The 13380-nt window shown below is 59.5% G+C and carries 13 protein-coding genes; 2 read left to right on the forward strand and 11 right to left on the reverse strand.

Annotated elements, in window-relative coordinates:
• The 9 genes from lpdA to sucC all read right to left on the reverse strand — a co-directional run bounded on the left by lpdA (window position 1) and on the right by sucC (window position 10044).
• Window positions 1-1389, reverse strand: coding sequence for a dihydrolipoyl dehydrogenase (gene lpdA / locus ACR0LZ_RS05260; protein ID WP_480748722.1), 1389 nt, complete (start codon window positions 1387-1389; stop codon window positions 1-3).
• Window positions 1390-1461: 72 nt separating this feature from the next.
• Window positions 1462-1731, reverse strand: coding sequence for a hypothetical protein (locus tag ACR0LZ_RS05265; protein WP_480748723.1), 270 nt, complete (start codon window positions 1729-1731; stop codon window positions 1462-1464).
• 2 nt (window positions 1732-1733) lie between these two features.
• Window positions 1734-3251 carry a 2-oxoglutarate dehydrogenase complex dihydrolipoyllysine-residue succinyltransferase gene (gene odhB, locus ACR0LZ_RS05270; RefSeq protein ID WP_480748724.1) on the reverse strand — a complete coding sequence of 506 codons (1518 nt, stop codon included), beginning with the start codon at window positions 3249-3251 and terminating at the stop codon, window positions 1734-1736.
• 3 nt (window positions 3252-3254) lie between these two features.
• A complete protein-coding gene (locus ACR0LZ_RS05275) occupies window positions 3255-6212 on the reverse strand; it encodes a 2-oxoglutarate dehydrogenase E1 component (RefSeq protein WP_480748725.1) in 2958 nt (985 codons plus the stop codon).
• Window positions 6209-6748: a DUF805 domain-containing protein gene (locus ACR0LZ_RS05280; RefSeq protein WP_480748726.1), complete on the reverse strand. Its 540-nt coding sequence runs from the start codon at window positions 6746-6748 to the stop codon at window positions 6209-6211. Before ACR0LZ_RS05280 ends, ACR0LZ_RS05275 begins: the two co-directional genes overlap by 4 nt.
• Before the next feature lie 9 nt (window positions 6749-6757).
• Window positions 6758-7330, reverse strand: coding sequence for a hypothetical protein (locus ACR0LZ_RS05285; protein ID WP_480748727.1), 573 nt, complete (start codon window positions 7328-7330; stop codon window positions 6758-6760).
• Between the two features lie 238 nt (window positions 7331-7568).
• Window positions 7569-8450 (reverse strand): succinate--CoA ligase subunit alpha, encoded by an 882-nt coding sequence (gene sucD / locus ACR0LZ_RS05290; protein ID WP_209506539.1) that lies wholly within the window; start codon window positions 8448-8450, stop codon window positions 7569-7571.
• An 11-nt stretch (window positions 8451-8461) separates the two neighbouring features.
• Window positions 8462-8854, reverse strand: a complete 393-nt coding sequence (locus ACR0LZ_RS05295; RefSeq protein ID WP_480748728.1) for a hypothetical protein — start codon at window positions 8852-8854, stop codon at window positions 8462-8464.
• The gene (sucC, locus tag ACR0LZ_RS05300; protein WP_480748729.1) at window positions 8851-10044 is read right to left on the reverse strand and encodes an ADP-forming succinate--CoA ligase subunit beta; all 1194 of its coding nucleotides are present in this window, start codon (window positions 10042-10044) and stop codon (window positions 8851-8853) included. The genes ACR0LZ_RS05295 and sucC overlap by 4 nt, the downstream gene beginning before the upstream one ends.
• 291 nt (window positions 10045-10335) lie before the next feature.
• Here sucC and ACR0LZ_RS05305 point away from each other — a divergent pair, with 291 nt between their 5' ends.
• Window positions 10336-10947: a sulfotransferase family 2 domain-containing protein gene (locus ACR0LZ_RS05305; protein ID WP_480748787.1), complete on the forward strand. Its 612-nt coding sequence runs from the start codon at window positions 10336-10338 to the stop codon at window positions 10945-10947.
• A gap of 110 nt (window positions 10948-11057) precedes the next feature.
• Here the strand turns inward: ACR0LZ_RS05305 and mdh are convergent, their stop codons facing one another.
• Entirely contained in the window at window positions 11058-12020 is a 963-nt protein-coding gene (mdh, locus tag ACR0LZ_RS05310) for a malate dehydrogenase (RefSeq protein WP_480748730.1), read from the reverse strand.
• A 160-nt stretch (window positions 12021-12180) separates the two neighbouring features.
• On the opposite strand from mdh, the gene ACR0LZ_RS05315 reads away from it, so the two are divergent.
• Complete coding sequence (locus ACR0LZ_RS05315; protein WP_480748731.1) at window positions 12181-12936, forward strand: sulfite exporter TauE/SafE family protein; 756 nt, start codon at window positions 12181-12183, stop codon at window positions 12934-12936.
• Here ACR0LZ_RS05315 and ACR0LZ_RS05320 read toward each other — a convergent pair.
• Complete coding sequence (locus tag ACR0LZ_RS05320; protein ID WP_480748732.1) at window positions 12933-13241, reverse strand: hypothetical protein; 309 nt, start codon at window positions 13239-13241, stop codon at window positions 12933-12935. The two genes, ACR0LZ_RS05315 and ACR0LZ_RS05320, sit on opposite strands and share 4 nt — an antisense overlap.
• Between the last annotated feature and the right edge of the window lie 139 nt (window positions 13242-13380).

The raw sequence follows: 13380 nt of genomic DNA on the forward strand, positions 1-13380 counted from the left end.
TCAGCTATGTATAGGCCCGTCGCCGCAGGCAAGGGCGGCCTCGCGCACGGCTTCTGAATAGGTCGGGTGCGCGTGGCAGGTCAGCGCCAGATCCTCGGCGGATGCGCCGAATTCCATCGCGACGCAGACCTCGTGGATCAATTCACCGGCCGCCGGTCCCATGATATGGGCGCCGAGGATTCGGTCGGTTTCCTTGTCGGCAAGGATTTTTACGAACCCGTCGCTGGCAAAGTTCGCCTTGGCGCGGCCATTGCCCATGAACATGAACTTGCCGACCTTATAGGCGCGACCCTGTTCCTTGAGCGTTTCTTCGGTTTCGCCGACGCTGGCGACCTCGGGGGTGGTATAGATCACGCCCGGAATGACGCCATAGTTGACGTGCCCATGCTTGCCCGCAACCTGCTCGGCGGCGGCCATGCCTTCATCCTCGGCCTTGTGCGCCAGCATCGGGCCTTCGATGGCGTCGCCAATGGCGTAGATGCCCTTGATGTTGGTCTGCCAGTCCTTGCCCACCTTGATCTGGCCGCGCGGCGTCATTTCGATGCCCAGCGTGTCGAGCCCCAGTCCCTCGGTAAAGGGTTTGCGCCCGGTCGCGACCAGCACGGTGTCGGCCTCGATGACATGCTCGCTGTCATCCTTTCGCAGCTTGTAGGTAACCTTGGCCTTGGTCTTGGTGGCTTCGGTCTTTTGCACCGCGGCGCCCATGACGAATTTCAGCCCCTGTTTCTTGAGCGTGCGCTGGAAGGTTTTCTGGATCTCGCCATCTATGCCCGGGGTGACCACGTTGAGGAATTCGATCACCGTGACCTCGGCCCCCAGACGCTGATAGACCGAGCCGAGTTCCAGCCCAATTACACCTGCGCCTATCACCACCATCTTTTTCGGGATCTTGCCCAGTTCCAGCGCGCCGGTCGAGGTCACGACGACCTTTTCATCCACCTCGACACCGGGTAGCGAAGACGGCTCGGACCCGGATGCGATGATGATGTTCCTGGCTTCGTGAACGTCGTCGCCAACCTTGACCTTGCCGGCCTCGGGAATGCTGCCCCAGCCTTTCAGCCAGTCGATCTTGTTCTTCTTGAACAGGAACTCGATACCCTTGGTGTTGCCGTCGATGACCTCTTGCTTGTAGGCCAGCATCTGTTTCCAGTCGACGGACGGGCTTTTGCCCTTCAGCCCCATCTTGGCGAAGTTGTGCTGCGCCTCGTGCAGGCTGTGACTGGCGTGCAAGAGCGCCTTGGAGGGGATGCAGCCAACGTTCAGGCACGTGCCGCCGAGGGTTTCACGTCCTTCGACCACGGCGGTTTTCAGCCCCAGCTGCGCGCAGCGGATTGCGCAGACATATCCGCCGGGTCCGGCGCCGATTACGATGACGTCATAGTTTGCCATTACATTCTCCTAATTCGACCGGGTGCTCCCGGTGTTCGCGCGGCACGCCAAGGCGGGCCGCTGCGTGAAAATTCAAACCGGTTCCAACAGCTTGACCGTGATATGCGCGATGCCGCCGCGTTCGTGGTGCATGGCCAGTTCCTCGGACTCGAAGAAAGCCCTGGCCTTGTCCAGATTGGTGACCTCGAACAAAGCGACCGCATGATCCTTTTGTTCGGGGTCGCGCCAGACATGCAGGTCACGGATGCCCGCCGATTTGCGCATCGCCTTGTCCTCGCGGAACACCTTGAGCCAGGCGTCGAAATTGGCGACATCCGCCTGCCAGAGTACGTGCGTTGCCATGATTACAGATCCATCAGCAAGCGGCGCGGGTCCTCCAGCGCCTCCTTCACCCGCACAAGGAAGGTCACGGCACCTTTGCCGTCGACGATCCGGTGGTCATAGGACAGGGCCAGATACATCATCGGGCGGATCTTGATCTCACCATTGATCACCATTGGGCGGTCCTGGATCTTGTGCATGCCCAGAATGCCCGATTGTGGGGGATTCAGAATGGGCGAGGACATCAGCGAGCCATAGACGCCACCGTTCGAGATGGTAAAGGTGCCGCCCTGCATCTCGGCCATGCTCAGCTTGCCGTCGCGGGCGCGCTTGCCCTTTTCGGCAATTGCCTTTTCGATGGCGGCGAAGGACATGGTATCAGCGTCCCGGATCACCGGCACCACCAGACCCTGCGGCGTGCCTGCAGCCACGCCCATATGAACATAGTTCTTGTAGACGATGTCGTTGCCGTCGATTTCGGCGTTCACTTCCGGCACTTCTTTCAGGGCATGGCAACACGCCTTGGTGAAAAAGGACATGAAGCCCAAGCGTGCGCCGTGTTTCTTTTCGAACTCGTCTTTATACTGGTTCCGCAGGGCCATCACTTCGGTCATGTCCACCTCATTATAGGTGGTCAGGATCGCGGCGGTGTTCTGGGCGTCCTTCAGGCGCTTGGCGATGGTCTGGCGCAGACGGGTCATGCGCACGCGTTCTTCGCGCACCGCATCCTCGGCGGCCACAGGCGCGCGTGGGGCTGGTGCCGCCGGAGCAGGTGCGTCCGCCGCAGGCGCCGGGGCGGCGGCCGCTGCCACCGCACGGGCCACATCCTCTTTCATTATGCGTCCGTCACGGCCGGTTCCCTGAACCTGACCGGCGGTCAATCCGGCCTCGGACATGGCTTTTTCGGCCGAAGGCGCGTTGGCCACGTCCTTTGATCCGCTTGTCGCAACCGCCGGGGTGACTGCTGCTGCCGGGGCGGCGGGTGCGCGCGATGTGCCCGAGGCCGCGCTGGAGATTACCGCCAGCTTGGCCGAGGCTTCGACGGTGGAGCCTTCGGGAGCAACAATCTCTGCAAGCACACCCGAGGTAGGGGCAGGAACCTCGACCGACACCTTGTCGGTTTCCAGTTCGCACAGCATTTCATCCTGTGCGACGGTATCGCCGACCTTCTTGAACCAGGTGGAAACCGTCGCCTCGGTCACGGATTCACCCAGCGTCGGCACCATCACATCAACGCCGCCACCCGAAGCTGCAGGGGCCTCTGCGGGTTCTGCCGCCGCGGCAGGCGCCGGGGCCGCCCCTTCGCCGGACGCAAGGGTCGCCAGCAGGGCGTTCACGCCAACGGTTTCGCCTTCGGCGGCCACGATCTCTCCCAACACGCCGGTCGAGGGCGATGGTACTTCGACGGTCACCTTGTCGGTTTCCAGTTCGCACAGCATCTCGTCCACTGCCACGGCATCGCCAGGTTTCTTGAACCAGGTGGCAACGGTGGCTTCGGTCACGGATTCGCCAAGCGTGGGTACTCGAACTTCAATCGTCATCGCTTACTTTCCTTCGATGCTCAGCGCTTCGTTCACGAGCGCCTCTTGTTGGGCTTTGTGTTGGCTGGCCAGACCGGTCGCGGGCGAGGCCGAGGTTGCGCGGCCCACATAGGCCGGTCGGGGGTGTTTCGCGCCAATGCGGGTCAGGACCCATTCGATATTGGGTTCAATAAAGGTCCATGCGCCCTGGTTCTTGGGTTCTTCCTGGCACCAGACCATTTCGGCCTGCTTGAACCGCTCCAGTTCGTTGATCAGCGAATGGGCGGGGAAGGGATAGAACTGTTCGATCCGCATTAGATAAACGTCGTCGATGCCGCGCGCGTCGCGTTCTTCCAGCAGGTCGAAATAGACCTTGCCCGAACACATGACAACCCGCTTGATCTTGTCGTCGGCGACCAGTTTGGTGTCCGAGTTGCCTTTTTGCGCGTCATCCCACAGCACCCGGTGAAAGCTGGAACCGGTGGTGAAATCCTCGGCTTCGCTGATCGCCAGCTTGTGGCGCAACAGGGATTTCGGCGTCACCAGGATCAGCGGTTTGCGGAAGGTGCGGTGCAACTGGCGGCGCAGGATGTGGAAATAGTTCGCAGGCGTGGTGCAGTTGGCCACGATCCAGTTGTCCTGGCCACACATCTGCAGATACCGCTCGAGCCGCGCGGACGAGTGTTCGGGGCCTTGGCCCTCGAAGCCGTGTGGCAGCAGGCAGACCAGACCGGACATGCGCAGCCATTTGCTTTCGCCTGAGCTGATGAACTGGTCGAACATGATTTGCGCACCGTTTGCGAAATCGCCGAACTGGGCCTCCCACAGGACCAGCGCGTTGGGTTCGGCCAGCGAATAGCCATACTCGAAGCCCAGCACGGCGTATTCGCTGAGCATCGAGTCGATCACATCGTATTGCGCTTGTCCCGTCCGGATGTTGTTCAGCGGGTAATAACGTTCTTCGGTTTCCTGATGGATGAAGCCCGAATGGCGCTGGCTGAAGGTGCCGCGCGTTGCATCCTGACCGGCCAGACGTACCGGGTAGCCCTCGGTCAGCAACGAGCCGAATGCCAGCGCCTCGCCGGTGGCCCAGTCGAACCCCTTGCCGGTCTCGAACATCTGCGCCTTGGCTTCCAGAAGACGCCCGACTGTCTTGTGTAGCGCGTAACCTTCGGGCGCACGGGTCAGCGCTGCGCCGACCTCGGCAAGAGTTTCTGGGGAAATGGCCGTTTCGCCACGGACATAGTCATCCTTGTTCTTGTCCAGATGCGACCAGCGCCCATCCAGCCAGTCGGCCTTGTTGGGTTTGTAATCTTTGCCCGATTCAAACTCGTCGTTCAGATGCGCCTGGAAGGCGGCCTTCATGTCCTCGATCTCGCCCTCGGGGATCAGGCCGTCCTTGACCAACCGCTCTGTGTAAAGGCTGAGAGTGGTCTTATGCGTCTTGATCTTCTTGTACATGATCGGGTTGGTGAACATGGGCTCGTCGCCCTCGTTGTGACCGAACCGGCGATAGCAGAAGATGTCGATGACCACGTCCTTGTGGAATTTTTGCCGGAACTCGGTCGCCACCTTGGCCGCATGCACAACCGCCTCGGGGTCGTCGCCGTTGACGTGAAAGATCGGCGCCTCGACCATCAGCGCGATATCGGTCGGATAGGGGCTGGATCGCGAGAAGTGCGGCGCGGTGGTGAACCCGATCTGGTTGTTGACAATGATATGCATGGTGCCACCGGTTCGGTGCCCCTTGAGCCCGGAAAGGCCGAAGCCCTCGGCCACGACCCCCTGACCGGCAAAGGCAGCATCGCCGTGCAGCAATATGCCCATGACCTTGGTGCGTTCGACATCGCCCAATTGATCCTGTTTGGCGCGGACCTTGCCCAGCACCACCGGGTTCACCGCCTCGAGGTGCGAGGGGTTGGCGGTCAGCGACAGGTGTACGGTGTTGCCGTCGAACTCGCGGTCGCTGGACGCGCCCAGATGGTATTTCACGTCGCCCGAGCCGTCGACGTCCTCGGGCTTGAAACTGCCGCCCTGGAACTCGTTGAAGATCGCGCGATAGGGCTTGCCCATCACGTTGGCCAGAATGTTCAGGCGGCCACGGTGCGGCATGCCGATGACGATGTCGCTGAGGCCAAGGGCACCACCACGCTTGATGATCTGCTCCATCGCCGGGATCAGGCTTTCGCCGCCGTCCAGACCGAACCGCTTGGTGCCCATGTATTTGACGTGCAGGAATTTTTCGAACCCTTCGGCTTCGACCATCTTGTTGAGGATGGCCTTGCGCCCTTCGCGGGTGAACGAGATTTCCTTGCCATACCCTTCGATCCGCTCTTTCAGCCATGCGGCCTGCGCCGGGTCGGATATATGCATGTACTGCATCGCGAAGGTGCCGCAATAGGTACGCTTTACGATTTCAACGATCTGCCGCATCGAGGCCATTTGCAGGCCCAGTACGTTGTCGATGAAAATCGGCCGGTCCATGTCGGCATCTGTGAACCCATAGGTCTTGGGATCAAGCTCGGGATGCGGGGTGTTGGCGCGCATTCCCAGCGGGTCCAGATCGGCCACCAGATGGCCCCGGATGCGATAGGCCCGGATCAGCATCAGCGCCCGGATCGAATCCAGCACCGCACGTTTGATCTGGTCTTCGCTGACCTCAACGCCGGTGGCGACAGCCTTGTCCTTGATCTTGTTGCCCGCTGCCTTGGCGTCGATCTCGGCCCATTCGCCCGTCAACGCGCCGGTCAGGTCGTCGGCAGGCATCGGCGGCCAGTCTGTTCGCGCCCAGGAGGGGCCTTGCGCCTCTTTCTTCACGTCCAGATCGGCGTCGCCCATCTGACGAAAGAACTCGCCCCAGGCCGCGTCCACGGCACCGGGGTCGTTGGCGTATTGGGCATAGAGTTGCTCCAGATATTCCGCATTGTGCCCCTGCATGAAACTGGAGGCGTGAAAGACGTCGTTGGGCGTATGTTCGGTCATGGGGCTACCTCATATGGGTTGGGACCGTATTGATTGGTGCCTGGCTGGCTGGGGCGGGTCAACCACCACAGGACCAGGAGTGGTGACACCACCAGAACCAGCAGTGTCGGAAGAACGATGAGCAGGGTTGCCCGCGTGAACAGGATATCCAGCGTGCCGCCGTGGAACTGGCTGGCTAGGCCGATACCAAAAACCAGAACGGCCAGCGCACCGAGGATCAGCAGGATTGGCAGCAAAGCATAAAGCCCACTGCGTCCGGTATCATGCATGCGTCGCCACACGACGGCCAGATGCGGGAAAAAGATGATCAAGCTGACCATGGTCTGCACCGGACCTGTTGAGATGGCCGTGACGGATTTGGAAGTCTCGGTTTCAGTCACTACAACCTGAGTGAAGAACTGCCAGTCGACGATCCCGGCGATCATGTTCCAGATCATGATGAACAGGAAAAAGAACCAGTATTCGGGCCGCGAGGCACGGCCCGAGAACGTGAAGAACTTGGCAAAACAGGTTCGGATGGCGCCAGATAAGGTCATGAGGTTACCTCACTGAGGCTTAGTGGGAGAGATACTGATGACTGCCGGTGGCAGAGCATCGAAGATTTGCGGATCGAATGTTCGTCTGGATTCGGGGAGCTCGATTGTCGTCGACGAATAGAGCGTTCTGAGTGTCGGTTCGTCCAGATTGGCGGCAAAGATCTTTGCGTTGCCCGCTGTTCCAAACAAGGCTGTCACGCCGTCCCGATTGCTCCTTGGCATGTCCTCGGGCCATTTTTCTGCAAAACTGTCGAGCTGTGTTACGGCGTCAAGGATGGTGCTGGGTCCCGCCATGATGCAATAACCCTTACCGAGGCTTACGCCGAGAACTGCCAGTTGGTACTCGCCTTTGCTATAGGCGGGCTGGTTCGGAGGCAGCGCAGAGTTGCCCAGAATTGAAGCGGCCATGAAGTCAGCATTTACAATCAAATAACCAAGCTGCGTGCCAAGGTCGTCGCTATTTGCCATTAGCTCGAGGGCGTCATCGCCAAAGACTGCGAAGTCCCGCGCAAACAACGACCAGAACAGCACGTTCAAACTCGTTCGCGGTGTATCAGCAGCCTGCCAGCCGAGATTTTTCAACTCGTCATCAACCGCCGCAACGTTGTTTCCGATGTCAGAACACAGTCTCAATACATCGCGGACGGTTTCCGGTTCACCGGATGCATATACGGGGCTGCACAGAGTGCTTAGCGCGACGAATACTGCACCCGCCCGGCGGCACCGCCGGGCAGCGCCCGACCGCCCCCATGGGCGGGCGCTTTGCGCCCACCCGCGGCCGGGCGCTGCCCTCACAGCTATGTCCCGGTCCTTGAGCATCTTACCCAATCGCTTCCAGCACAGCCTCACCCAGTTGCGCCGGGCTTTCGGCCACGACGATACCGGCCGAGCGCATGGCTTCGATCTTGTCCTCGGCACCGCCCTTGCCACCGGCGACAATCGCGCCCGCGTGGCCCATACGGCGGCCCGGAGGGGCCGTGCGGCCTGCGATGAAACCGGCGACCGGCTTTTTGCGGCCCTTCTTTGCCTCATCCGCCAGGAATTGTGCGGCTTCTTCCTCGGCCGAGCCGCCGATTTCGCCGATCATGATGATCGAAGTGGTTTCGTCATCGGCCAGGAACCATTCCAGCACGTCGATATGTTCGGTGCCCTTGATCGGGTCGCCGCCAATGCCCACACAGGTGGATTGGCCCAGTCCTACGTCAGTTGTCTGTTTCACAGCTTCATAAGTAAGCGTACCCGAGCGGGAAACGACACCCACGCTCCCGCGTTTGTGAATGTGGCCGGGCATGATGCCGATCTTGCAGGCGTCAGGCGTGATGACACCGGGGCAGTTCGGCCCGATCAGGCGCGACTTGCTGCCTTCCAGCGCGCGCTTCACCTTCATCATGTCCAGAACCGGGATGCCTTCGGTGATGCAGACGATCACTTCCATCTCGGCATCAATCGCTTCGAGGATCGAGTCAGCCGCAAAGGGCGGCGGCACATAGATCACGCTGGCATTGGCTTCGGTCACGTGCTTGGCCTCGTGGACCGAGTTGAACACGGGCAAGCCCAGATGCTCCATCCCGCCTTTGCCGGGGGTCACACCGCCGACCATCTTGGTGCCATAGGCGATGGCCTGTTCAGAGTGGAATGTGCCCTGCGAGCCGGTAAAGCCCTGACAGATCACTTTGGTATTTTCGTCGATGAGGACTGCCATTTGGCGTTCTCCTATATGTTTTCACAACCGAAGTTGTTCCAGATTTCCGAGAGATCAGGTTGTGTTATCTGTCCGCCCTGCTGCGCGCGCACTGCGTTCAAGAACTCACAAATGTCTGCAATCATCTCTTGCGTTTCTGCCGTCACACTTCCGCCTGAGCGAATTTTGTGGGCGGCGCGGTTCTTACGATCCCTAATGCGTTCTGCGATAGCCTCAACGACAGGGTCCTTCATCGCGGCAGCTATTTCAGCTAAGGCATCCTGTTTGGTGGCAAGATTCTCTCCCGCAGCTTCTGCTCTATCAAGCAGGATGCGATCACGATCTGTGCTTTTTAGAACTACATCAGCAAAAGAAGCTAAGCTGGCTAAGCTTCCTAGTGCAGACAGGATTTCAACGGGGTTCATCCCTTAACAGCCTTCACGATCTTCTCGGCACCGTCTTTCAGGTTGTCCGCCGCGATCACGTCCAGGCCAGAGGTGTTGATGATCTCTTTGCCTTTCTCGACATTCGTGCCTTCCAGACGCACGACCAGCGGAACCTGCAGGCCGACCTCTTTCACCGCGGCGACAACGCCCTCGGCGATGACGTCACAGCGCATGATGCCGCCGAAGATGTTCACCAGGATGCCTTTGACGTTCGGGTCCGAGGTGATGATCTTGAAGGCTTCGGTCACTTTCTCCTTGGTTGCGCCGCCGCCCACGTCGAGGAAGTTGGCAGGCTCGGCACCGTAGAGCTTGATGATGTCCATGGTGGCCATGGCCAGACCGGCACCGTTCACCATGCACCCGATCTCACCATCCAGCGCGATGTAGTTCAGATCGTACTTGGAGGCTTCCAGTTCCTTGGGGTCTTCCTCGGTCGTGTCGCGCAGTTCGGCGATGTCGGGGTGGCGATAGACAGCGTTGCCGTCAAAGCCCATCTTTGCGTCGAGGCATTTCAGATCGCCCGCGTCGGTCACGATCAGCGGGTTGATTTCCAGCATCTCCATGTCTTTGTCGACGAACATCTTGTACAGCGTACCCATCAGCGCGACACACTGTTTCACCTGTTTGCCTTCGAGGCCCAGCATGAACGCGATGCGGCGTCCATGATAGGGCTGATAGCCGGTTGCCGGGTCGACCGAGAAGGACAGGATCTTTTCAGGTGTCTCGGCGGCGACCTCTTCGATGTCCATACCGCCCTCGGTCGAGCAGACAAAGGAAATGCGGCTGGTGCCACGGTCCACCAGCAGGGCTAGGTACATCTCTGTCTGAATGCCCGAGCCGTCCTCGATATAGATGCGGTTCACCTGCTTGCCGACCGGGCCGGTCTGATGCGTCACCAGAGTGCGGCCCAGCATCTTCTTGGCTTCCTCGGCAGCTTCCTCGACCGACTTGGTCAGGCGCACGCCCCCCTTTTCGCCGGCGTCGGATTCTTTGAAGTGCCCTTTGCCGCGCCCGCCTGCGTGAATCTGGGCTTTTACCACCCACATCGGGCCGTCGAGCGCACCGGCGGCGGTTTTCGCCTCTTCCGCGCGCAGAACGACACGCCCGTCGGAAACCGGCGCACCGTAACTGCGAAGAAGAGCCTTGGCTTGGTATTCGTGAATGTTCATCGAAACTGTCCCGTGTGACTGCGATTTCACCGATATAGGCGTGTTCGGCATCCGGATTTAAAGGGTTTTTTGCCGAAATGGGGGATTTTCACGAAGATTTTTATGTTTTGTGATCACAGGTTTTTTAGGTGTGATCACATACGGAAATGGTTGGCTTGGGAAACAGCGCTCTGTGCGACTCGGCTTGGCTGTCTTGCAAACGATGGTGTTGAGAGAGGTCCCGACCTGTGCAATGTCGGGGTGAGACAAACAAGGCCGGATTCCAAGGCCGGAGCTTCATACTGGTGGATCATGCCTCTTGCGCGGATATCTCAATCTATACTGTTTTTTGTGCACATTCCCAAAACGGGTGGGACCAGCATTGAGAGATATCTGGCGCTGAAAGGCCCGCTTGCCCTGCGGCATGGTCGTAGAATGGGATGGTCAGCCACGGTTGCTCATCACATGGATTCGCATATTCACTCCAAATTGGTTCCGCGCGAGTTTTATGATCACTCCTTTGCCGTATTCCGCGACCCGGTGTCCCGGATAGTCAGCGAGTATAGATACCGTGCCGCAGGCAAGGCGAACCCGAAGCCCTTTGATGATTGGGTCAAGGCGGCTTTTGACCGGTATGGACGGGATGAATACACGTTCGACAACCATATCAAACCTCAGGCCGACTTCGTCGTGCCTGATACAAAGCTGTTCAGGTTCGAGGATGGTTTGGCGCAGGTATTTGATTGGGTTGACGAGGCAACCGGCACCGAACCGGCCGACCACGGTATCTGGGAAAACAGATCGGCGAAACTGAAGGTTGCGGTATCGGACGCGATCCGGGGGGACATCGAACGCTTCTATGCTGTTGACTACCGTATGATCGAAACGTGGGAACGCCAGCAAGAAGCTGAAAACCGACTCTAATATCACCCGGCCGGGTCGTGCGGCCTTGCAATGTCGCCGATTGCGGGTGGTGACATCAGCAAAGGATCGGCCCGATACGAGCCGATCCTGATTTTGCGGAATGCGACTCGTCAGGCCAGCGAGCCGTCGATGCCCTTGCACGCTTCGATCAAGCCCTTGACGGCGTTGACCGAATTGTCGAAGCCTTCCTGTTCGACAGCGTTGAGCTTGATGTTCACGATCTTCTCGATGCCGCCTGCGCCGATCACGGTCGGAACACCGACATACATGCCGCTCACGCCCAGTTCGCCATCGCAATAGGCGGCACAGGGCAGGACGCGTTTTTGGTCCTTGAGGTAAGCTTCGGCCATTTCGATGGCGCTGGTGGCGGGCGCATAGTAGGCCGAACCGGTCTTCAGCAGGCCGACGATCTCGGCGCCACCGTCGCGGGTGCGCTGCACGATGGCATCAAGGCGCTCTTGCGTGGTCCAGCCCATTTCAACCAGATCGGGCAGCGGAATGCCGGCGACAGTCGAATAGCGCACCGAAGGCACCATCGTGTCACCGTGGCCGCCCAGAACAAATGCGGTCACGTCTTTCATCGACACGTTGAACTCTTCCGCCAGGAAGTGGCGGAAGCGGGCCGAATCCAGCACCCCGGCCATGCCGCAGACCTTGTTGTGGGGCAGGCCCGAGAACTCGCGCAGCGCCCAGACCATGGCGTCGAGCGGGTTGGTGATGCAGATCACGAATGCGTCGGGCGCATTGGCGGCGATGCCTTCGCCAACCGATTTCATGACCTTGAGGTTGATGCCCAGCAGGTCGTCGCGGCTCATGCCCGGCTTGCGGGGCACACCGGCGGTGACGATGCAGACGTCCGCGCCTGCGATATCCTCGTAGGACTGGGTACCTTTGAGTTTGGCGTCGAATCCTTCGGCCGGGCCGGATTCAGCGATGTCCAATGCCTTGCCTTCGGGGATACCCTCGGCAATGTCAAAGAGAACGACGTCGCCGAGTTCTTTCAGTGCGACGAGGTGGGCGAGCGTGCCGCCGATCTGACCTGCGCCGATCAGCGCGATCTTGGGTCTGGCCATTTGGAATATCTCCGGTCGGGTTTGAAATCGCGGTTTTGCTAGTCGTTAAAACGGCATCGCGCAAGGGTTCTACAACGCGGCATGCGACCGCATACAGATTGCGCACGGCCTTCTGATTGCGCTAAAGGACTTGGGGAACAGGGGTTTCGGGGGCGCTGACGTGTTGGAAATCAACGTCTTGTTTTTCGTCGTTGCGATCCCGGCGGTGGTCTTTGCAGGCATTTCCAAGGGCGGTTTCGGTTCAGGCGTGGCCTTTGCATCAGCCTCGATTCTGGCGCTGATACTGGAACCGGGTCAAGCGCTTGCGCTGATGCTGCCGCTTTTGATGTTGATCGATCTGGCGACCTTGCGTCCCTATTGGAAGCGGTGGAGTCTGCCAGATGCCAGGTTGCTGATCCTCGGTGGCCTGCCCGGCGTCGCATTGGGGGCCTGCCTGTATCAGGTCACCGATGCAGATGTGCTGCGCCTGCTGATCGGCGGGATTTCGGTACTTTTCGTGATATGGCACCTTGGCCAGTCGCGGGGTTGGGCGCCATCACTTGCCAACCGGCTGCCTGCTTCGGTCGGGTTGCTGTCGGGCGTGGTTGCCGGGTTCACCAGCTTTGTCAGCCATGCCGGAGGCCCGCCTGCGGCCGTCTATCTGCTGTCACAACAGCTTTCGAAGACGCAGTTTCAGGCGACGACAGTTCTTGTTTTCTGGGCCATCAACATTGCCAAATTCGTCCCGTATGCTTTTCTTGGGATGTTCACACTCCAGACCGCAGTGGCGGATCTGCTGTTGGCCCCTTTCGCGTTGCTGGGCGCATGGCTTGGCGTCCGCGCGCATTGGATGGTGTCCGAGCGGGTGTTTTTCGGCATCGCCTATGTTTTGTTGATGGTCACGGGATGCAAATTGATCTGGGACGCCCTGACCTAGGCGTCCTGTCCGGATGCGGGCAGGTTGTCGGCCAGGGCTTCATAAGATTGACCCGATGCCACCAGACAGGTCACACCGTTGGGCAACGTGACGGTGATTGTCCAGGAACCGGTCTCGTCCGGGGCAAAAACCTCCATCACCACCCCCTGCTGGGCCAACCCGATCCCTCGACGGGTTTCACCAAAGGTTTCCGAAAGTCTTTCCAGAACCGCTTCACGCGGCGCACAGTTTTGCCCCTGTGCCTGCAACTGCTGAGCCGCCAGCGCCAGTATACCAAAGCTCATCGCCAATGCTATTTTGTTCATCGTATCACCCTTGCATGTTTGTAAGGAAAGGCTGCGTCAGAGAGGCTGACAGAGTGATGAAATGCGCGCGCGTTGCGTTGCTACGCGGCGATAATGCTGCAATGCGGCGTTTTAGCTCTTGAACTTTCCGGAAAAAAGG

The sequence above is a fragment of the Ruegeria sp. CI1 genome (assembly GCF_056536925.1).

Excerpts from the sequence above, each read along its gene's own strand:
- lpdA (WP_480748722.1), bottom strand. The coding sequence starts at position 1,389 with ATGGCAAACTATGACGTCATCGTAATCGGCGCCGGACCCGGCGGATAT.
- ACR0LZ_RS05265 (WP_480748723.1), bottom strand. The coding sequence starts at position 1,731 with ATGGCAACGCACGTACTCTGGCAGGCGGATGTCGCCAATTTCGACGCC.
- odhB (WP_480748724.1), bottom strand. The coding sequence starts at position 3,251 with ATGACGATTGAAGTTCGAGTACCCACGCTTGGCGAATCCGTGACCGAA.
- ACR0LZ_RS05275 (WP_480748725.1), bottom strand. The coding sequence starts at position 6,212 with ATGACCGAACATACGCCCAACGACGTCTTTCACGCCTCCAGTTTCATG.
- ACR0LZ_RS05280 (WP_480748726.1), bottom strand. The coding sequence starts at position 6,748 with ATGACCTTATCTGGCGCCATCCGAACCTGTTTTGCCAAGTTCTTCACG.
- sucD (WP_209506539.1), bottom strand. The coding sequence starts at position 8,450 with ATGGCAGTCCTCATCGACGAAAATACCAAAGTGATCTGTCAGGGCTTT.
- ACR0LZ_RS05295 (WP_480748728.1), bottom strand. The coding sequence starts at position 8,854 with ATGAACCCCGTTGAAATCCTGTCTGCACTAGGAAGCTTAGCCAGCTTA.
- sucC (WP_480748729.1), bottom strand. The coding sequence starts at position 10,044 with ATGAACATTCACGAATACCAAGCCAAGGCTCTTCTTCGCAGTTACGGT.
- ACR0LZ_RS05305 (WP_480748787.1), top strand. The coding sequence starts at position 10,336 with ATGCCTCTTGCGCGGATATCTCAATCTATACTGTTTTTTGTGCACATT.
- mdh (WP_480748730.1), bottom strand. The coding sequence starts at position 12,020 with ATGGCCAGACCCAAGATCGCGCTGATCGGCGCAGGTCAGATCGGCGGC.
- ACR0LZ_RS05320 (WP_480748732.1), bottom strand. The coding sequence starts at position 13,241 with ATGAACAAAATAGCATTGGCGATGAGCTTTGGTATACTGGCGCTGGCG.